This is a genomic window from Streptomyces sp. HNM0574 (assembly GCF_012726235.1).
Classification (GTDB): Bacteria; Actinomycetota; Actinomycetes; order Streptomycetales; family Streptomycetaceae; genus Streptomyces.
In genome coordinates this window covers 514,983-535,876 of sequence record NZ_JAASAH010000001.1, presented here as the reverse complement: position 1 = coordinate 535,876, position 20,894 = coordinate 514,983, and the positions used below count along the sequence as shown (strand labels likewise).

Below are 20,894 nucleotides of genomic sequence, written 5' to 3'. Positions count from 1 at the left end.
AGTGACCCCCATCAGCTCTCGCCGCCCGCGTCGCCGGCGGTCTCCGGGTTCACGACCGTCCAGTTGATCTCGATCTCCACTCCGGGGTGTGCAGCCGCATAAGTGCGGATTTCGTCCTGGACTCCGGACAGCGCGTCGCCGAGCGTCTCCTCCAGGACGCTGCTGTCGCCGGCCGCGAGCACCTTCCGAGCGCGGCGGGCGACGGGCTCCGTCGGGGCACCCCACTGTGGGGCGTCTGGTCGCGTGGAGGGGACCGCCGGCTCTGCGTGAGTCGTCAGGCTGACGTCCTCGGCGTCGGCGGGGCGGGGGGCGACGGGAGCGGGCGGCGGTGTGGGCTGCGCCACGGTGCTGAGCCGTGCCGCCTCGTTGATCAGTGCGACTGCCCTGCTGCGGGTGCCGGTCAGTACCGGGGCGAGTGCGGTGTCGAACTCGTCCTTGGCCGCCGCCTCGGCGATCTCGGCCAAGAGGTGCCTTGAACGGTCAGCGAGGGTGTCCCCGCGCCCGGTGTAGGCGCTCAGGCTGTCGACGAGTTCCCAATCGGTTCCGTCGAGCGCGGCCAGGACCTGCTGCGCCGACGAGACAGTCTTGGCGAGGACGACGTCGGTGGTGGCGTAGGAGGCCGCCGCGAGGTCCCGGGCGAGCGGGGTCGGCTCCGGTGTCTGCCGGATGCGGGCGAGCAGGTCGGCGGCGTCGCGCACCGCGCGCTCACGCGCCGTCGGCTCCGTGCCAGTGATCCCGAGGGAGGTGCGGTAGCCCTCCAGGGCGCGGCGCAGTTCGTCCACGGCGTCCTCGCGGGCCTCCGCCTTCTCCCGTACGTGCTCTGCGAGCGCATTGACGTTACGGGCGAAGAGCACGGTGGGCACACTGGTGCCGAAGACGGCGGCGGCCCGGGTGTGCGCGGCGGCGAACTCCTCGGCGCCGGGAAGTTCCTGGGCTCTCAGGGTCCAACCCGGGCCGATCTGGTCGAGGGGCGGGGCCGGCCTCGGCTCGCCGTTGTAGAGCCAGGAACGGTCCGCGATCAGCGCGTAGGTAGCTATCACCAGGTTGGACACGATCCGGTCCAGGCCGGTCCAGCCGAGTTCGGCGATCCACTGGCGGATGTCCTCGGCCTTGAAGTCGCCCTTAGCCTGGTGCTTGCCCGCCTGTTGCTCGATGGCACGGCGCCAGTCGGTGGAGACATTCAGGGGGCCGTCGTGCACCTCGCCGAGCTCCAGCGGGTGCACGATCTTCGCGACGAGCGCCAGGTCGGAGCTGTCGACCACTACCCGACGGGAGCCGTCGTCCATGGCCTTGACGATCCAGCCGTACGCCTTCTTGAACTGCGCGGGGGTGACCGGCTTGCGGTTCTCTGCGCGGTCGAAGTTGGGGTGCTTGGGGTATATCGCGTCGAGCAGACCGTCGGCGAGCTTCAGCAGGTTGTACTCGAAGACCCCGCCGCGGTGTAGCTCCGGGATGTGCCCGGCGTACAGCGCGTGCACATGGCGACCGTCGGTGACTTCGGACCCCAGGTCGGTGTCGCTGCCCTTGTTGATGCCGTACGCCTGGTGCAGGACGGTGCCGAGGTTCGCGGTGAGCGTCTCGCGCTGGGCCTCGAGCTGGTGCCTGACCCGGATCTGGTCGTCGGAGGAGAGGTGGGTGGCAAAGTCCTTGAGGTGGTCCCGGTCGAGCAGGTAGTCGATCTTCAGGAGTCGGCCGAGCTGGTTGATCCGCTGGGTGGCCAGGAAGGAGGGGATCCAGACGATGGTCGCCGCCTGCGGCTTCTCCTGCTGGAGCTCGCGGACCCGGTTCTCGTCCGCGCTCGGTGAGCCCTCCTCGTCGAAGGGGTAGTCGACGACGAAGCGGATCCGGTCCGCCGAGGACGGCTCGAACTGGGCGGACGGCAGCAGCTGCCGGTCCCGTACGTTCTCGAAGACGAACTCGGCCGTGCGCTTGGTGCCGTGCCAGACGATCTCCCGCGTGGCGACGAAGCCTCCGTCGTCGACGACCCCCAGCTCCCGCCACAGCCACTCGTGCACCCAGCGCTTGCGGGCAGGGACGGTGTCCTTCTCGCCGACGCTGTCCAGGATCGGCTCGACGTCAAGGTCGGAGAGGTGCAGCGTGAACACCGGGTCAGCGGTCCCCTCGGTGCGCAGCTCGCCAGGGAAGTGGGCTTGCAGGTCCCGCAGCCGGGTGACGACGATCCGGTCCTCCTGCCCGGTGCGGGAGCGCACCGAGCCGTGGTTGAGCGCGGACAGGCGGGGGCCGGTGAGCCGGGCCAGGGCGGGCACCTCGGGGGCGAGGTAGGCGAGCAGCAAGGTCTTCACGAAGCGCTCGTCGGCGATGAACTTCGGGTCGTCGGCAGAACCGTACTTCTCCAGGAGGAACTCCCGGACCTTGCCGTGGAAGCGGTCGGCGGCCTCCGCCTCATGGGTCAGTCGCTCGGTGAAGGCGCCCTTCAAGTCCTCGGCGAGTACGTCCCACAGGTCGCCGAGCGGGATCAGCTGGCCGACCTTCAGGTCGTCGCGCCGCTTGTAGAGCAGCTGCTGGAGCAGCTTGAGCCCGGTGCGCTCGCGCTGAAGGGCTCCGGAGAGCGCGACCAGGACGTTCAAGAGCACAGGGGAGACCGGGTAAAGGGCCTTGAAGTCCGCCCAGTCGGCGTGGGTGGCGCCCTGCGGGTCGAGCAGGACGTCGCGCACCGACTGGTTGGACGTCTCGATGCCGGCGAAGGCCGCGTCGAGCGCGGCGCGCGCAGCGTCGTCCTTCGGCTTGAGGACGCGCTCCTTCACGATCTCCGGGAGGTTGCGGTCCTCCAGGTCGATCGGGTCGATCCGGCCCGCGAGGTACTTGAGCTGGCCCTCTAGATTCTTGGCGTCCAGTCCGACGGTGTTGGCACCGATGAGTTCGGACAGGTCGCGCTGCCGGGAGATGAAGGAGACGATCGGCAGCGGACGGCCGCCGGTGCCCGACTCGATCAGCTTGACCAGTTTGTTGACCTCGTTATTGACGAACGTCCGGTCCTTGAGGTGCGCCTGCAGCCAGAGGATCACCTCGTCGATGAACAGGATGAGCCCGTCATAGCCGAGGGACTTGGCGTGCCGGCTGATGATGTCCAGGCCGTTCTCCAGCGGCAGGAACGCATCCTTCGCACCGAGCGCGCCCTGCGTGTACGAGGAGTACGGGCCGGAGAGGAGTGCCGAGGCCAGCCAGTCGCGGGCCTTGTCGCCGGGGGCGGCGTCGAAAGCCTCGTCGAGCAGAGCAGGGGTCCAGACCTTGGGCGCCTCCTTGGCGTCGAGGTCCTCGAGGTCGTCCAGGTCGTCGTCTTCGGGGGTGCTGGCGGCGGTGGCGGCCTCCTCCTGCGGCAGAGCGGGATCTCCAAGCCAGCGCACGAACTGGGCGTCGTCCTGGAAGAACTCCCGCTGCCGGCGGGCGTCTTCGAGCATCGCGTCGGCCCGGTATACCGGCGGCACGGAGGCGGTCGGCTCCACTTCGCGGATGTAGCGGACGTAGCCGCCGAGGATCGCCGAGTCCAGGTCGGTCGCGCCCACGAGGTGGAAGGGCACCTTGAGGAACTTACGGTCCCGCAGCCAGGAATCGTGGTCGGCGATGATCGGTTGAAGGGTCGGCTTGCCGCGTGCGGCCGGGGAGTTGGAGAGGATCGCGTGCAGCACGGTCATGAAGTGGCTCTTGCCGGAACCGAACGACCCGTGCAGGTAAGACGCGTTGGGCTTGCCCGTACGCACCGACTCCCGTACGACGCTGAGTGCGCGACGCAGCGCCTTGTCGATGTTGGGCGTGACGACGTACTGATCCACGGATTCTTCGACCTGATCGATGCCCTCGGACAGATCGACTTTGAACGACCCGGCGAGGACGGACTCGGGCAGGTTGAGCACGTCGCGCAGGTAGAGATCGCCGTGGCTGGTGCGGTTACTCATGGCTGTGCGCGCCTTCTTCCGTCTGCATCGCCGTCTTCGTCATCTTCTTCTTGGCGGCCGTTGTGGCCTTGCGCGCCTTGCTCTTCTTCTGCGGCCGCCAGGCGGGCAGCGCGGTACGGGCGATTCCGAGCTCGTCCAACTCACCGTCGAGGAAACTCTGCAGCTCCTCGGCGGCGGACTGCTCGCCCCACTCCTCGTCCACCTCGCCGAACCACTGCCGCAGCCAGGGCATCAGCTCGGCGATCCCGGCGAGGAGAGGAAGCAGCCGCTCCTCGGGCCAGGCGTGCTGACGGCGGCGGTTCTGTACGAGGTCGAGCAGCGCAGTGGCCTGGTCACGGTGGTCCCAGCCGGCCCAGCCGAGGAGGAGGGAGGTGTCGGCGTCGGGGCTGGCGTCCGGGTAGGAGACGAAGCGCTCCTTGGGGACGTCGAGCTTGCCACGGTTGGACCAGTAGCTCTGTTTAGTGAAGTCCGCGGAGGCGTACTTCGGGGGGACGGGAATGTCGAGGCGCGTCCCGTCCTCGTCCTCCTTGCGTTGAAGGTCCCAGACCTTCTCCCAGTCGGTGCGCTTGCGCAGACCGGACTCCTTGTACCGGTACGCGGCCAAGTACGGGACGTGCTCCGCGTCGGTCACGTCCGCGAGGACGGCGGCCAGAGACAGGTTCGGCTTGCCGAGGTGGGCGGCGTACAACGCGGCCGTATTCCGTACGGCTTCGGCGTCCGGCCGCTTCTCCAGCTCGTCGGCGAGCTGGGCAGTGGTGAGGGTACGGGGCTGCTCGAACCCGTCCCGGATGTGGAACCAGAGGGAACGGTCCTCGCACCGGTCGAGCAGCCAGGTCCGCAGGGCCGCCTTCTCGCGCTTCTCCCAGGGGTCGGTGGACCAGCGGCGCTTGCACTCGGGGCGCTCGATCAGGCGGATGTCCTTGTCGGACTCGATCATATCGATCCGGGCCTGCACGACGGCCTTATAGGCGTCGGGCCACTCATCGGGAATCTCGGTGATCGGCGTCGAGCCGTGCCGCGTGAACCAGACGGTCTCGGCCTCGCCGTCCCGCACCTTGCGCGCGAGCACGATCTCGAAGGCGCGCTGGCCGAGGGCGATGCCAGGCACGTCGGCGAGGTCGCCGGACAGGGTAGTGCGGGATACCTCGGCGGGTGACAGCAGCCCGTACGCCCCGTACACGGTCCAATCAAGCTCCTCTTGGAGGGCGATCATTCGAGCGCGGAGGCCAGCATGCGCGACACGCGCCGCATCGAGTCGAGCGCGGGTCGGCGCCTCTGCTGAAGTGATCGCGGAGGGCTCGCGAATGGCCAGATTCCGCCCTATGGCGTCGAGCTCTCGACCGAGAGCCAATGGCAACGCGTCAGGGACCGGAAACTTTTTGAGCTTCGTTACCGAAAACTCATAGAACCGCTCCCAGTCGTCGCTTGTAAAGCCGCCAGCCTCGCCTCGAATTCCTTTATCGTGGCTCACTTGCTTGAGCCAGAAGCACGCAGTGGACGAATTCAAGACTCCAAGGAGCTCCAGGTGCTGGTTTTCACCGGCCTGTTTCGAGAGCTTAATGACCGGTGCGGAGCGGTTGAAGATATTCCCTCCGCGATCAAGTGTGAAGTGATTGTGCGTTCCGAAAAAACCGAATGTGAGCGATAGAGGCGTCGCGTACTTGCCTGGGAAGAACATCGAGTACTCGAACCACTGCAGCCCACGCTCCAATTGATTCTTTCCGTACGCGATACGCCCACGCAGGATCACTCGCGCTGGCCATAGAAACCGCTCGATCGCCTGTGTCGCTCGGGCTTCAAGGGTCGTATCACCGTAAGGCCACAGGCCAATCACGGGTTCGTCGTACCCGTAGTCGCGCAAGTTCTCTGATTCGAGGAGGGTCCGCTGAAACTCCTCGGAAATGCCATGCCTACGCAACGCCCCGGCACCTACTCGGTATGCGCTGTCCTCCCGCGTTACAGCACCTGATCCGATGTCGTCGGCCAGCTCCGAGATGTGGCGGGTGCCACTCTCAATCTTCGCCTGCAGGGGCGCTGCACCCCCGCCACCCAAGGCCCAAGGGTGCTGCAGAAAGCGATTTCTCTCTGCGTCTTCAACCGAGATCCATTCGGACTCGCTGCCAGGCGCCCGGTGCTGATCCACAATTGCCTGCCACACCAATCCGTCGCTAGGCAATTCGGGCTGCCCCGGCTCCCCTCGCACACCGAGCACCGCCCGCACCCGGTCCGCCGCCAGCTGGTTCCTATTCCGCCCCGCCAGGATGACCGTCGGCGTCCCGTGCCCCGGGATGTACGCCCCGGAGGTGTCGATGACGTCCGTCAGGTCGACCTTCGGGAAGAATTCCTCGATCAGTTTCTTGCCGAACTCCCGCTTCATGAAGGAGTTCGCGGTGATCTGCCCGGTGAAACCGCCGTCCCGCTGCCCGCCGCCCGCCCGGATCGCGAGCTCGAAGATGCGCTGCGCGAACGGTACCGACAGCGCGTACTGCCGGTAGCAAGCGTCGTATGCCTCCTTGTAGTTCTTGTTCTCCTGGGAGTCCTTGACCGTGATGTACGGCGGGTTGCCCACCACCACGTGATAGGAACTCTTACCGAGCAGGTCCACCGATTCTGCGTACGCACCCGCGTCCTCGGTCCGGTAGAAAAACGTCTCCTCCGTGAACAACGACTCGGTGACCGTCTCCGCACCCCGCCCGTGCAGCAGCGAGTCGCCCACCGCCACGTTAATCGGCAACTCACCCAGCGCGTCCAGACGCCGCGCATCCGCCGCCTTCAACACAGCAATCAGCAGCCGGAACCGCGCGATCGCCACCGCGAACGGGTTCTTGTCGCAGCCGTGCACCGCCCCCAGCGCTCGCCGGATCAACACCATGTCGTCCGTGCCGGGTTCCGCCTCCCGCCACTTCGCGAGCATCCGCTCGAAGATGCCGAGCAGGAAGTGCCCCGAGCCGCACGCCGGGTCGATCGTCCGCAGGCCCGGCGGGAGTTCGCGTACGCCACCGTGCCCGTCGTGGATCTCGACGACCGGGGTCAGGCCGAACTCCTTCACCGCCGGTTCCAAGGTCAGGTCGAGGATGAACTCCTCCACGAAGACCGGAGTTTGGAGCAGCGCATACGTCTTGCGGGCGTGCTCGCTCAGGTCCTGGTACAGGTCTCCCAGGAATCGCGTGTCCAGCTCCGGGTCATCGAAGCGGTGGACGATCTCGCCGTCCGCCGCGACCCGGCGCCAGAACTTCAGCAGCGCCGTCGCCGCCTCGTACGAAGGCTCGATCTCCCAGAGCGGGTTGTGGGCCCGGTCGAACAGGCCCGCCACCGTACGGTTCGTCTCCGCAAGGTGGTCGAAAGCCGCGATGATCCAGTCACGGTCGTTCAACTCCGGGTTCTTCGCGAAGAACGCCTGGTCGTGGTCCTCCGCGTCCTTCAGGCGCTCGCCGACACCCGCGAGCCAGTTCCGCTCGACAAGGCCGTTGTCCTCGCAGAACCGGACGAAGACGCAGCCGAGCACCCACGCGGCCGCGATCTGCGTGACCCGCTCGTCGCGCCACGCGCCATACGTCGCGGCAGTCCGCTCGGCCTCCCGGGCCTGCCGGTACTCGGCCTGGAGCTTCTCCCGGTACTCGGGCTCCGACTCGCTACGCGCCCGCAGATCGTCCTCCAGGTCAGCGACCTGCTTCCGGAGGTCCTTGAGGAGCGAATCGTCCTTGCCCTTGGTCCGCGCGCTCACTGTGCAAGTACCTCTCGATGCGTCGTCAGGTGGTTGAGGAAGTCACGGGTCAGGACGGCCCGTTCGGCATCGCCGCCGGTGATCTCGACCGTACGGCCGTCCAGTTCCGGGTAGCCGTTCTGGCTCTGGGCCGGGGTGAGGAGCCAGAGGCCGTGCGGGCTCCCGCCGGGGCGGCGGGCCTCGCGCTGGAGGCCGACGAGGATGTCGTGGCCGCCCGCCTCGTAGTAGTGGGCCAGGAGACCGGCCGTGTGGACGAACAAGACCGTGCCGGGTTCGCTGCTGCCCGCCTCGGCCAGCCGCTCGCCCACCCTCGGCCATACTCGGGCCACGTACGACCGAAGGCCGCCAGGCAGCGCGCCGGAGCGCGTGTAACGGGTGTCGGCGCCGAGGACCTTCGTCCAGTCGGTGCCCTGCTCGGCGGCGAGCGACTTGAACTCGGCGAGGAAGACCCGTGCCAGGTTCACCGGCTGTACAGGGAAGGCCTCCGCCACCGCGTCCGCCGCTCCCCGAAGGCGCTTGTGGTGCACGTTGAGGGCGAGGAAGCCGCCTGCGCGGACCGCCGCGTTCAGCTTCGCCCGCAGCAGCTGCTCCGGAGCGCGGCCGTCTCCGACCACGCTCGACGGGCCGGCCTGGGCTGTGGGGAGCGTCCCAGTGCTTGAGGAGCTCAGCCAGCTGCTGCCCAGACCTGGCCCGCCTGCCGGGGCCGGCGGCTTGAAGCGCTTCTCGGTCAGCTCGTACGTGAGTGGGAAGCCGGCCTTGGCAAGCGCGTCCTCGACCTCCACATGGGTGGGCCGGTCGAGAGCCATCTCGGGGAAGCGGGAACGCAGACGCGCGAGCAGCCCCTCCAGGCTGATTCCGGTCTCCCGGCGTACGCCTGCCGCAGCCTGCGAGATCTGCAGCGCCCGCCACAGCTCCAGGCTTCGGGGGTAGAGCTCCAGGCGCGGCGAGGCTGCCGCGCCTTCCGACGTGGCGGCTGCCAGGCTGACCAGGCGCGCATCCGACAGCGGGGGCATTCCTTCGGGGGTGTCGACCGCCCGCAGGTCACGGAGCGCACCGTCCGAGGCCGGGAGCGGCTCCGCGGAGGCGATCGTGTCACCTGCCTCACCGAGCGCCATGGCATAGGCGGCCAGTTCGTCCGAGGTCGGGGCGTCCGCCCCGTCCAGGGACTCCAGAGCGATCACGATCCGTCCGCTCCGCCGCAGCAAAGCAAGCCGGGGCTCATGCTGCTCATCACGGCCCGTGAGGACCGCCTCTGCGGCAACAGCCGCGCGCACCATCGCCGTTGCCGCCCGCTCGGAGTCGTCCGCCGACCCGCTCTCCGAGCCGTGGGCGGCAACCAGGACGCGGGCCAGTTCGCGGGCGGTCATGACGCGTCCTGCCTCCCGTACGGCCTCGACCAGCTCGTCGCGGAGCAGGGACATCCAGCCCGCCCCGACCCACTCGCCGACGGCGTCTTTGAGGTGCTTGGAGACGGTGTACTCGGAGACCCGCACGGTCTTCGCGACCTCGCGGTTGGTCGGCCAGGCTCCCGCCTCCGCCTTCCCGTCGAGCCCGAGCCAGGCCGCCACAACCTGCGGCCGCCTGTTGTCCTTGCGACCCCCCGGCACCGGATTGAGCAGCGCTGCGAGCCGCTCGACGTTCTGCCGGACCTGCTCCCCGGCGAGCAGTTCGGACGCAGCCGCCTCCTCCGCCGAGGCGCCGGACCGGGGCGGCGTCGGCGAGACCGCCGCCGAGCCCCGCCCCTTCTTCGGCCGCAACGCCGCCGTCCACTGCCGGTGCCGGCGGCTGAGCTCCTTCTTCACCACCGCGCCGATGCCGCGCTTGCCGCGGAACCGGTTGAGTGGAAGGTCGAGCAACTCCTCCACCGTCGCGGCGCCGAACTCCTCGGCCACTGCCGCCGCGCGCACGGTCAGGCCTGCCGTCTTGAGGTCGGTGCCGAGACCGGCCCGGTCGGCCTGCAGGTCGCGGATGTCGTCCTCGGTCAAGCCTTCGGGCAGCACGCCGAGACCGACCAGGGCAGCGGCCTCCCCGGTGGGGTGCGGGCGTCCGCCCTCCGCGTCGCTGAAGACGGCCCGCCAGCTGTCGCGCATCTGCCGCAGAGTCTCGAAACGTTGCTTCGTCTCACGGTGCAGGGCCCTCTCGAAGAAGGCTTCCAGGCCCGGCGCCAGCGCCTGGTCGAATGCGTCGACAGCGATCACCGGCGTTGCGTCGGTGAGGGCGGTCTGCGGGTCGTCGCCGCCGCTGCCCCACTCCGGGCGGACAGCGGAAGCCATCTCGTGCAGGACTACACCGGCCGCGTACCGCTCGGCGTAGTCGTCGTACACCCGGCGTCCTCCCGATCCCAGGAAGGGATCGAGGTAGCCGCGGGTACCGGCCTTGATGTCCCGGTCGGAAGCGCCGGCGAGGGAGAAGTCGAACAGCATGAGCTGCGAGCCGCCGTCCTCGCGCAGCGTGATGCCGAGGTTGTCGGGCTTGAGGTCGCGATGGCGCATGCCGCGGGCGGCCAGGTCGTCGAGGGCGGTGAACAGGTCATCGCCGAAGGAGGCCAGGTGCTCGTAGCCGAGGCGCCCCTTCGCTCGCAGCCGCTGGCCGAGTGTCTCCTGGCCCGCGTACTCCAGGGCCAGGACGCTACGTCCAGCCAGGCTGCGCGGGCCGTCGTACAGCTTGACGATGCGGCCGCTGCTGACCTGCTTCAGGGCTGCCGCCTCGGCCGCGAGACGCTCGTTCTTCTCCTGGTCCAGGGCGACCTTGAGGACGCGCTCCTGGCGGACGGTGCGGCCGTGCTCGTCCTCGACCGCCCGGGTGACGTAGAGGGCGCGGGCGGTGGCACCCGCACCGAGCACCCGCTCGACCGTCCAGTCACCGTCGACGGACTGGCCTGGGGTGGCCTCCAGCGGGTCGGCCTCCACCGAGAGGGCCTGGGCGGCGCTGGCCTGCTCCGCCTGGTCGAGGAGGTCGATGAAGGCGTCGGCCGAGGCGAGCCGGTCGTCAGTGAGGGAGCGGGTGGCGGCGTACACCAGCTCGTCGAGGCCTGGGTCCACGGAGTCGCTGACCCCGTACATGTGCAAGCCGCCGTCGGCCGCGAGGCGTTCCTTGAGGGCCGTACGTGATGAGGCCGGCGGGGTCCCGGTGAGGATGTGATGGGAGACCGCGCCGAGGCCGAAGACGTCCAGGTCCACCGGGTCGGGGTAGTCGGAGTCGGTCTCCGGGGCCAGGTAGCACTGGGCGGAGTCCTCCAGGTGCTCGCCGGTGAAGGAGGCTTCGCCGAGCGAGCGCAGCGAGGTGGTATCGAAGTCGCGGGCCGAGGCCTGCCAGTCGATGATCCGCAGGACCGGGGCGGAGCCGTTCCCTCGAGCGCTGACGTACACCGAACGGGCTGCCAGGGCACGGTGGTAGAGGGAGCGGCGGTGGGCGTACCGGACGGCATCGGCGAGCTGGCGGACCAGGCTGCGGCGGACCGTCTCGGAGAGCTTCGGGCCGTGCAGCGCAAGGTAGTTGTCGAGGCGCAGATCGCTCTCCCGGTGCCGGAAGAGGATCGCCGGGCCGCCCTGGTGCTGGCGCAGAGCGACAGCCTGGGAGATGCCGCGGTGGTTGATGCCCTGGAGGACTTGGTACTCGCGCTCCGCGGCGCGGGCGGTGGAGCGCCGCTTCTGCTCGTCGGCCATGCGCTCGACGAGGTAGACGCGGACCCGGCCCTCTTCGTGGATCGGCTCGTTGCGCGAGGCGAACCTGTCCTCCCAGGTGGGGCCGGCGTCCAGTGGGCGGGAGGCGAGTGTCCAGCCGTCACCGAAGTCGAGGTGGGCGGTGGAGGCCCGCACTCCAATCTTCTTCATGAGCTCCGGCAGGTGCCGGGCGAAGTCCTCGCGGATCCGCCGCTCCTCTCGGTCCGGCGGCAGCCCGAGGAAATCGTCCCAGATACCGGGCAGCCCAGTATCGGCGCCGTCCCGTCCGAATACACGGGTGCGCTGCACGGTGTCCAGCTCGCTGTTCAGGAGCGGGTCGGTAAGGAAGACGGCCGGTTCGATCCGCGGGATGCGCAGGCGCGGGTAGAGGGAGCGGGCCGCTTCTTGGAGGCGGGACTTGAGCTCCTTGGACTTCAAATCGGTGAGGTGCAGCGGGTTGCGGATGGTGCGGATCCGGCCGTCCGGAGCGCGGAAGCTCCATGTGTCGCTGCTGTTGACAACCCGGCCGGGGTGGCCCTTCAGCTCGACCAGGTAGAGGCCGCGGGGGGTCGCGACGAACAGGTCACACTCGTTGATCCGGCCGCTCATCGCGGTGAAGGAGAAGGTCGCCCAGGCGTAGTGCGGGGCAGTGTCCGGCATCCGGCGGTGCAGGTGGTCCAATGCGTCCTGCTCCCAGGGGAAGGGGGACGGCCGTGTCTGGTACCAGCGCTTCACCTGAGGTGGACCAGGTCTGGGGACCACCGGACCGCCACCTGCTGCCGCCACTGACGCTCACCGCACCTTTCCATTCCCCCGCTGCCGGCCATGCCCGCTCATGGCTGCCGGTCCACCGGTGTCTCGGCGTGTTTCCGATTCCCCCGCGATGGTATGGGGCAAATTGCGGGAGCTCGAAATCGCAGTCCCTCCCAGCCTGGACATACTGCCAGGTGAGAGGCGGCATCGCAGGGCTTGTCCAAAGTCCGCACGATGGCTGCGCGGAGTCGGAAGTGACTCTGGGGGCACAGCATGAGTGAGGTGGGAGAGCAGGAACGACACAGGCGATACACACGGGACATAAGGTGTAGCGATCAAGCCAGATTCGGGGGGCCGGAGGACGCCACCGGCGATCGTCGTAGGATCTTGTGGACGTACGGGGTCCCCGGGGGTGTGGCATGACCAGGTCGACGCGCAAGCGCACCGTGTTCTTCTTCGAGATCGTCCGGGCGGGCCCCGAGGAGTCTCGGATGGAGCCCCAGCCCTGGCGCGAGTTCCTGGACGGGGTAGCGGCCCGCGCCCCCTGCGAACGGACCGTGGTCAGCGGCGAGGACAAGCTGGTCGGTTTCGTCGACCCAGACACGGCGGCTGATCATCTCCTGATCGCCAAGACCACCGGCGAGGTTCCCCACCAGCTGAATCGGGAGCGGGGCACCATCGGTGCTTTGGAGCTCCCGGACGGCACCGATGTCGCCCATGTGACCACGCTTTGCTTCCTGCCCTACGGCAACCTCGTCGGCGCCCTGTACGGCGGTATGTCGGCGCCGCGAATCTCCGCACTCACCAAATGGCTGAACGGAGTGGGCCTGCCCTGCAACCCAGTGGCCCTGAAGCCGGTGATCCACCCAGGGGCGCGCGAGACTCTCGACCGCATCGAGGCGGTCTCCGAGTTCACCGTGACCCTGGAGGGCGCGCCCGCGGACACCCTGTCCGGCCTGCGCGCCAACGCAGAGGTGGGCCGCAGCCTGTGGAACCTGGGGCGCCGCCACCCGGACACCTCGATCACGCTCAGCCTCAAGGTGCCCCGTCGCGGTAACCCGCTCAGCCGCCTGCGCCGCAATCGCGCCGCCACTCGGCTCCGCAACGACGTCTTGCAGTTCATGCCCGATCTCGACGAATGGGTGGACGAGTCGGGAGTGGTCCGGTCGGTCACCGGCCAGGTCGCCGTCCGTGATCCACACCGGCAGTCGCTGGCCTACGAACCACTGGACTTCCTGTCTCATCGCATCACCGCCCAGGTCGAGGTGCCGGTGACTCTCACGGACGGCCGTTCGGTGGACCTCGCCTTCGCGGTCCGGACCGTGTTCGGTGCGGCACGCACACATGAACAGGCCCTGCGTGACGCCTGCCGGTGACCAGCCAGACAGGGACCCTCCGTCAGCCCCGGTTGTCAGCGGTGGTGGCTAGGGTTGCTGACCAGCGAACTTCGGTGATGCAGGGCACGGCGGAGCAGTGGGCGGGGATCGATGGGGTGGGATAGGTGGTTCCATTGGGTGGGACGTCCATGGCTCGACTGGTGCTGCACTCTGGCCCTTGTCGGAGGCCATCTGGCAGTGGTGCTGACGATCGGGCGGGGAGACGTACTGGTCTGGCCCGATCGCGAGCAGCGCATCACCATCTACACGGCGATCGCAACCGTTGCGGCGCTCGTCGGCAGTTTCGTCACGGCTGCCGTCTCCCACTACGTCGCCGCGGCAGGACCGCGGATGCGGCTGCTGCGCACGCATCCCGTCCAGGGGCCGCAGTTCCGCCGGAACTGGCGGAGTGTACTCGGGGCGACGCTCGCCGTATCTGGCCTGTGCCTCCTTGCCATGATCCTCGACACCACGGATTCCGATCGAGGAGGGGTGCACTGGCTTGCCGAGTTCGCCATCTGCCTCGGTGCGGTGCGTGCACTGCGGCTGCACTGGCTGTTCGGGCGGGTCATCGAGGCGGCGGACACCGATCTGGAGCGGCCGGAGTGAGCAGTGCGGCCGTCCGGCGCCGACCGGTCGCCGTCAGCGCCCTGCGGCGTCCCGGACGAAGTGGGTTCCACTAGATGGGGACGAGCGCGAGGTGCGGGCGAGCCTTGGGGGTCCTGCACCCAGCGCGTGCGGGCGGTGAGGCCCAGGCGCAGCGAGTGGCGGAGGCGGCTCACAAGATGGCGGCGGCTGCGCGGGAAGCGTTAGGGAGCGGCGCGCTGGAGCTCGACGACGACTGACGTCCCGGGCGTCACAGTCTTCACGAGCAGCCCGGTCGAGCCGTCGACGATTGCGCTCCGGCCGCTGTGCCTGTCCCGGCATGCATACGTGCAGGTCATAGCCGGATCTGCCATGCATTAGCGACAGGGCTCGGGGGCTTGGACCGCTGTCTCACCCGGAGGAGAATTGTGCGGATTTCTCGGGTGAGCGTCCGTGTGCGAAGGCACCGATCGACGCGGGGCGCCATGCCGTTGTACGCGGATGGCGGCCCGCAAGTAACAACGTCAGTCGCACAGAAGGCTGGACAGGCCCGCGCCCTCCGCCCTGAGAGCGCTCCAGCCGCTGTTGCCGTGTGAGACGCGTTTCTACAGGTCGTAACCGGATTTGCCATGGCTCGGCGACGCGTTGGGCCTGATCGCGCCTCGGCACGCCGGAAGAAAACTGCGCGAATTTCCGCCGGTGACCTCGTGCACGAAGGTGCTGGTCGTCGGGGGATTCGCCGCGGCGTTGCGCGGTGGTGGCAGGGCTGGGGCGAACCTGTGGCTGAGGCAGTGCGGGGGCGTGGCGGGGTGGTGGCAGGGGTGGTTGGCGGGATGAGTGGCGCCCTTGTACATCGCTCTTCGGGGAGCTGCTCATGTGTCCTATCTCGTCGACCTCGACGTCCAATTCCTCCGCCCCCGGCGTGTGTCCGTTGGAGGAGGCGGATGCTGCCTTCCTCGCGCTGGCTGCCGGGCCGCGGCCGTTGACGCTGCCGGCTGAGCTCTTCGCGCCTCGGCTCTCTGTGGATCGCCTGCCGGTGGATCAGGTGCAGGCGCGGCTCCCACATCCGGCTGCGGATGCGCGGGTGCGCGTCCGGACGTGGGACGAGGCGGTGGTGCGGCATGCGCGGCAGGGCGAGCCGTGGGACACCGTCGCGGTGGGGCTGATCGTGCCGGCGCTGCGGCGGGCGCTGGCGCGGCTGCCGCGACTCGCGGAGGTCGAGCACGCCAAGCTGGAACAGGAAGTACTGACCGCCGTGGCCGCGGAGTTGGCCGTGCTGGGCGCGGGCGGGGGTTGTCGTGGGGAGCCGGATGCGGGAGTGCGGTTGCTGCGCGCCACCCGGGCCTGGGCCAAGACTGCCGTACACGCGATCCTCGGCAACCCCCGCTACACCGGCCGACAGGTCTGGAACCGTCAGCACAAACACGAGTCCCTGCTGGACATCCATGACGTGTCGCTTGGCTACACCACGAAACTGCGCTGGAACAGCCAGCACAAGTGGATCGTCTCCAAGGAGATCGTCCACACGCCTCTCGTCGACGACGAGACCTTCGCCCGCGCCCAGGACATCTTCCAGTCCCGCTCCCGCAGCAGCCCGGCCCACGGCGTGCGGCGCACCCGCAACGTCTACGCCCTGCGCGGGGCCGTCGAATGCGGACCGTGCGGACGCAAGATGCAGGGCAACTGGGCGCACGACGAGGCCTACTACCGCTGCCGCTTCCCCGACCAATACGCGCTCGCCAACCGCGTCCAGCACCCCCGCAACGTCTACGTACGCGAAGTGTGGCTGCTCAAGCCCCTGGACGACTGGCTGGCCAAGGTGTTTCTGCCGCACCGGATCGACGAAACCATCGATCAGATGGCATCAGCCGCCGCCGAGGAACCGGACCACTCCCCCACCGAGGCCTCCGAGACAGCCGCCCGTGCCCTCATCGCCGAGTGCGACGCCAGCTGGCCACCCACCGAGCCGCGCTCGAAGCAGGAGCCGATCCCACACTGGTCACCCAGTGGATCGCCGAGACCAAGGCCCGCCGGAACCAAGCAGAAGCCGAACTGCGAGCCCGCACAACAAAAAGTGCTGGCCGAGATCCATCTCGACCAGCACTCTCGCGATAGCCGTGGGCTACCAGCACGTGTCCGAGGGGGGACTTGAACCCCCACGCCCGATAAAGGGCACTAGCACCTCAAGCTAGCGCGTCTGCCATTCCGCCACCCGGACAAGGTGTCTGTCGTTCGTGGCCTCTCGGCCGCGGCGACGTGGAAAACAATAGCAAGGTTTCGGAGTGGTCTTCACCTGCGATTACCGCCTTGATGTCGGGTTCACGGTGAATTGGCACGGTTGCTCGTGCGGATCTTTTCTCGATTCCTCGTCGGGCCGGCGGTGGGGCGACGGTGCCGTGGGGGTGGTTGCCGCGGAGATACGCTGACATTCCGGTCGGAATCACCCGAGGGAGCGTATGGCGATCAGTGTGGTCATCGCGGACGACCAGGAGATGGTCCGGATCGGGTTCCGGATGATCCTGGAGAGCCGGCCCGGCATCGACGTGCTCGCGGACGTCGTCGACGGGGAGGCCGCGCTGGAGGCCGTCGCCCGGCTGCGGCCCGACGTGCTGCTGCTGGACATCCGGATGCCGGGGCTGGACGGGCTGGAGGTCACCCGGCGCCTGTGCGGGCCGGACGCCGCGTCCGGGCCCGGGAGCACCGCGGACGAGCCGTACCGCCCCCGGATCGTGATCGTCACGACCTTCGATCACGACGCGTACGTGCACACCGCGCTGCACCACGGGGCCAGCGGCTTTCTGCTGAAGGACGCGAGTCCGGAGCTGCTGGTCGAGGCCGTCCAGGCGGCGGCCGCCGGGGACTCGCTGATCTCGCCCGCGATCACCGTGCGGCTGCTGCGGGACATGGCGGCCGGCGCCGGGGACCCGTCCGGGAGCAGGGCACCGGACAAGCCGCTCACCGAGCGTGAGCAGGAGATCGTCCGGCTGGTGGCCAGGGGGCGGACGAACGCGGAGATCGCCGCCGAGCTGTTCCTCGCGCTGTCCACGGTGAAAGCCCATCTGGCGAACGTGCAGGGCAAGTTGGAGGCGCGGAACCGGGTCGAGATCGCCGCCTGGGCCTGGGAGACCGGGCTGGTGCGGGCGTGAGCGCCGCGTGAGCCCGGTGGCGCGGTGGGCCGCGGCGCATCCGCGGTGGGTGACGGCGGGCAAGGTGGCGCTGGCGGGGGTGCTGCTGTTCCTGGTGAGCTTCGAGGGGGTGGTGCTGGCCCGGCAGCCGACCTTTCCGCACGCGGCGGTGTGGGTCTCCGGGGTCCTGGTCTGCGTGTGCGCGGTGCCGCAGGCGCGGGTGCCGCTGCGGGTGCGGGCCGGGGCCGCCGCGGTGGTGTCGTGGACGGCCTCGCTCGCGCTGATGATCGGGCAGCGTCCGCTCGTCGCCTGGGGCATGGGCGAGGCCGTCGCGCTGCTGGTGCTGCTGACGTCGGTGCTGCGGCACGAGCCGCGGCGGCGGGCCATGCTGCTCGCACCGCCGCTGGCGCTCGGCTGCGTGGCGGCACCCGCGCGGGACGTGAACCCGGGCCATGTGACGCTGCTGTTCTCCGTGCTGGCCGGAGTGGTGACGGTGTACTCGCTGCTGCTGCGGGTCCAGGCGGACCAGCGGGTGCGGGACGTGGCGGCCGTACGGGCCTTCGAGCGCCGGGAGTTGGCGCGGGAGCTGCACGACGTGGTGGCCCATCACGTCACGGGGATCGTGGTGCAGACGCGGGCGGCGCGGTTCGCCTCGCCGGACCCGGAGGTCGCGCGGCGCACCCTGGAGCGGGTGGAGGCCGAGGCGGACGAGGCGCTGGCTGCGATGCGCCGCCTGGTGTCCCTGATGCGGGACGGCGGCGAGGGGCGGGACGCGGAGGGTCCGGCGACGGCGCCGGTGGCCGGGCTCTCCGAGGTGAGCGAGCTGGCCGCGGGCTTCTCGCGTACCGGGCCGCCGGTGGTGCTGGACGTCGACCCGGGGCTGGAGGCGGAGCTGCCGCCGGACACGGCCGCCAGCGTGTACCGGCTCGTACGGGAGTCGCTGACGAACGTCCGCAAGCACGCGCACGGGGCGACGAGCGTGCGCGTCCGGCTGCGGGCGCGGCGCACGGAGGTGGAGCTGCGCATCACGGACGACGGGCGCTCCCCGGGCGACCGGGGCGGGGAGGAGCATCCGGCGGGCGGGTTCGGCCTGGTGGGGATGGCGGAGCGGGCCGCGGCGGTCGGCGGGACGCTGCGGGCGGGCCCGATGCCCGAGGGCGGCTGGGAGGTCGTCGCGCTCCTGCCGAGGGGAGCACCCCGGGGCTGACCCGGCGGTCACTCCCCCGCGCCGGCGGCCCGTTCATGAGCCGGCGGGAGCACCTCGGCCGGCCCGGGACACCGCCGCCCTCGCCGGACTGCCCCCGGAGCAGTACCCGCTGCTGTCCGCGACCGCCGGGGACGCCCGCGACGTCGCCGCCGACGAGGAGTTCACCCGCGGCCTGTCCGTCGTCCTGCACGGCCTGGACGCCCTGCGCGACTGAGCGTCCGCACGGGCAGGAGAAGCCTCAACTCCCCGCCCTTGCACGTGCTTTGACCTCCCCTTGACTCCTCGCGGATAGCATCCGCGTGCGGCAGGCCCGAGGGGCGTGCCACCCAGCGGATGCCGGTACGGAGGTGCACGTGAGTGACGCGAACCAGGTGGGCGGCGGCGAGCGCGGGGACATCGTCTCCGGGGTGGGCATGACGGCTCTGGCCGTGGCGGCGGGCCGCGCGATGGAAGCCACCCGCGCCGACCCGCTCGTCTCCGACCCGTACGCGGCGCACTTCGTCACCGCCGCCAGGCCGCCCGTACCGATGCCGGTCTCGCTCGCCGAGCTGACGCCGGAGATGGCGACGGAGGCGCTGTGGGCGATGGTCACCGAGTACGTGGGGGTGCGCACCCGCGCCTTCGACGACCATCTGCGGGAGGCGGTCGGGCACGGGATCACCCAGGTGGTGCTGCTCGCCCCGGGGCTGGACGCGCGGCCGTTCCGGCTGCGGTGGCCCTCGGGCACCGTCTGCTTCGAGCTGGACCGTCCCGCCGTGCTCGACTTCAAGCTGCGCACCCTCGCGGAGCGCGGCGCGCGGCCCGGCTGCACGCACCGTCCCGTACGGGCCGGCCTGCGCGAGGACTGGGCCGACGCGCTGGAGGCGGCCGGTTTCGAGCGGGACCGGCCCACGGTGTGGGTCGCCGAGGGGCTGCTGCCCTGTCTGCCCGGGGAGGCGGAGGAGCGGCTGTTCGCGCGGATCGGCGCGCTGTCGGCGCCGGGCAGCCGGATCGCGGTCGAACAGGTCGGCCGCGTCGCGGAGTTGACCCGCAGCGAGCTGATGCGGCACAGCGGCGGCATCCTCGGCGCCGAGCTCGGCGCGATGGTGCACGGCGACCTCCGCGCGCCGTCCGACCGCAGGCTCGCCGCGCTCGGCTGGCACACCAGGACCGTCACGGCCGAGGTCGCGGCCGCCGCGTACGGCCGCACGCTGACCGCGGCGGCCGAGCTCACCCGCCACCTCGCCCACACCTACGGCGAACTGCCCTGACGGCCGCGCCGGTTCAGCCGAGCAGGCGCGGGACGGCGTCGAGGCCGCGGCGCGAACCGGGAGCCGTGCCCCCGGCCGCGACGGGAAGCACGTAGGCCCGCAGGCCCGCGCCGACGGCGCCGCCGTCCTTCGCCGGGTTGTCGCCGACCATCAGCGTCTCCTCGGGGCCGACGCCGAGGAGGCCGCAGGCGTGCCGGAACAGGTACGGGTCCGGCTTCTCGGTGGCGTGGTCGCAGGAGTGCACCCAGGCGGTGAAGAACCCGTCGAGGCCGTGCGCGGCGAACGTGGGCCGCAGGTCCCAGCCGACGTCGCTGACCACGCCCATCGGCACGCCCCGCGCCGCGAGTTCCTCCAGCACAGGGCGCGCGTCCGCGTACGGGAGCCAGTGCGCGGGGGTGCGCAGCTGCTCGTAGAGCGCCCCGGCGAACGGGGCGAGCGCGGGGACCGAGGCGTACCAGGTGAGGAACGCGTGCCGGTGCGCCTCGGCGGAGACGTCGCGCGCGTGCTGCGCGGCGGCGACGTCCGGGTCGTCGAGCCCGGCCTCCAGGCCGTCGAGCAGCGCCTCCAACTCCTCGTCGGGGACGGGAACTTGGGACGCGGCCCTGATCCGGTCCGCGTACGAGGCGACCTGGAAGAGCGTGCCGGAGAAGTCGAAGAGCACGGCGCGCAGCGGGCGCGGCCCGGCCCCGTCCACGGCCGGCCGTATCGGCCCCTCGGGGCCCATGACCGGTGCGGTCCCGGCCGTCATGTGCGGCCCTCCGTCTCCTGCGCCGTGTCGAGGGTTTCCGCGCCGGGCATCCAGTCCGCGCGGACGACCTCGAACCCGGCCTGCTCGTAGGCCGCGCACACCCGCTCGTCGTCGTCGACGGCCACCGCGACGGTGCGTTCGGCGGCCAGGGCGCGCAGCAGCTCCAGCTTGGTGACTTGGGCGGGGCGGAAGTCCCGCGCGGGGCGCATCCGCACCTCGCCCTCGGGGAGGCCCGCTCCGGCCAGCCAGCGCTCGGTGTCGCGGCGGCAGCTCTCGGGGCGGCCGGTGACGTACACCAGGTCGCTGGTCTCCGCCCAGCGCAGCGCGAGGCGGACGCCCGTGGGCAGCGGGGGGTCGTCGGGGGCCGCGCGGAAGAACGCCTTCCAGTTCCGCGGCCGGGTCTCCAGATACGGCAGCCGGTGCCGCGCGTCGGACAGCGTGCCGTCCAGGTCAAAGACGGCCACGGGCCGTTCGGCTGCGGTCACTTCGCCTCCGGTCGCTTCGGGCGCGGGTTCGTCCGGTTCTGTCGGCAGCGTACGCGGAGGCGGGG

General features: G+C 70.1%; 11 protein-coding genes and 1 tRNA gene. 6 read left to right on the top strand and 6 right to left on the bottom strand.

The genetic code is table 11. From position 1 onward, the window contains the following. Window positions 1–11: 11 nt before the first annotated feature. The 3 genes from HCC30_RS02200 to pglW are packed head-to-tail and all read right to left on the bottom strand — an operon-like array spanning window position 12 to window position 12,035. Window positions 12–3,914: a PglY protein gene (locus tag HCC30_RS02200; RefSeq protein WP_169440217.1), complete on the bottom strand. Its 3,903-nt coding sequence runs from the start codon at window positions 3,912–3,914 to the stop codon at window positions 12–14. Then, complete coding sequence (gene pglX, locus HCC30_RS02195) at window positions 3,907–7,638, bottom strand: BREX-2 system adenine-specific DNA-methyltransferase PglX (protein ID WP_169440216.1); 3,732 nt, start codon at window positions 7,636–7,638, stop codon at window positions 3,907–3,909. The genes HCC30_RS02200 and pglX overlap by 8 nt, the downstream gene beginning before the upstream one ends. Further along, window positions 7,635–12,035, bottom strand: a complete 4,401-nt coding sequence (gene pglW / locus HCC30_RS02190) for a BREX system serine/threonine kinase PglW (RefSeq protein ID WP_346776476.1) — start codon at window positions 12,033–12,035, stop codon at window positions 7,635–7,637. The genes pglX and pglW overlap by 4 nt, the downstream gene beginning before the upstream one ends. 437 nt (window positions 12,036–12,472) lie before the next feature. Between pglW and HCC30_RS02185 the strand changes: the two genes are divergently transcribed. The 3 genes from HCC30_RS02185 (at window position 12,473) to HCC30_RS02175 (ending at window position 16,166) form a co-directional block, all read left to right on the top strand. Further along, window positions 12,473–13,429 (top strand): hypothetical protein, encoded by a 957-nt coding sequence (locus HCC30_RS02185; protein WP_169440214.1) that lies wholly within the window; start codon window positions 12,473–12,475, stop codon window positions 13,427–13,429. 198 nt (window positions 13,430–13,627) lie between these two features. Further along, window positions 13,628–14,038, top strand: coding sequence for a hypothetical protein (locus tag HCC30_RS02180; protein WP_346776458.1), 411 nt, complete (start codon window positions 13,628–13,630; stop codon window positions 14,036–14,038). A gap of 907 nt (window positions 14,039–14,945) precedes the next feature. Beyond that, window positions 14,946–16,166, top strand: coding sequence for a recombinase family protein (locus HCC30_RS02175; protein WP_169440213.1), 1,221 nt, complete (start codon window positions 14,946–14,948; stop codon window positions 16,164–16,166). Here HCC30_RS02175 and HCC30_RS02170 read toward each other — a convergent pair. Then, a tRNA-Leu gene (locus HCC30_RS02170) sits at window positions 16,148–16,232 on the bottom strand. The two genes, HCC30_RS02175 and HCC30_RS02170, sit on opposite strands and share 19 nt — an antisense overlap. Before the next feature lie 238 nt (window positions 16,233–16,470). Here HCC30_RS02170 and HCC30_RS02165 point away from each other — a divergent pair. From HCC30_RS02165 to HCC30_RS02155, 3 genes are all read left to right on the top strand, one after another. Further along, a complete protein-coding gene (locus HCC30_RS02165; RefSeq protein WP_169440212.1) occupies window positions 16,471–17,160 on the top strand; it encodes a response regulator transcription factor in 690 nt (229 codons plus the stop codon). Window positions 17,161–17,209: 49 nt separating this feature from the next. Beyond that, window positions 17,210–18,346, top strand: coding sequence for a histidine kinase (locus HCC30_RS02160; protein ID WP_346776457.1), 1,137 nt, complete (start codon window positions 17,210–17,212; stop codon window positions 18,344–18,346). Window positions 18,347–18,699: 353 nt separating this feature from the next. Next, window positions 18,700–19,596: an SAM-dependent methyltransferase gene (locus HCC30_RS02155; protein WP_346776456.1), complete on the top strand. Its 897-nt coding sequence runs from the start codon at window positions 18,700–18,702 to the stop codon at window positions 19,594–19,596. Between the two features lie 13 nt (window positions 19,597–19,609). Here HCC30_RS02155 and HCC30_RS02150 read toward each other — a convergent pair whose 3' ends face one another. After that, window positions 19,610–20,344 carry an HAD-IA family hydrolase gene (locus HCC30_RS02150; protein WP_169440211.1) on the bottom strand — a complete coding sequence of 245 codons (735 nt, stop codon included), beginning with the start codon at window positions 20,342–20,344 and terminating at the stop codon, window positions 19,610–19,612. Beyond that, window positions 20,341–20,829 carry a hypothetical protein gene (locus tag HCC30_RS02145; protein ID WP_169440210.1) on the bottom strand — a complete coding sequence of 163 codons (489 nt, stop codon included), beginning with the start codon at window positions 20,827–20,829 and terminating at the stop codon, window positions 20,341–20,343. Before HCC30_RS02145 ends, HCC30_RS02150 begins: the two co-directional genes overlap by 4 nt. Window positions 20,830–20,894 lie beyond the last annotated feature (65 nt).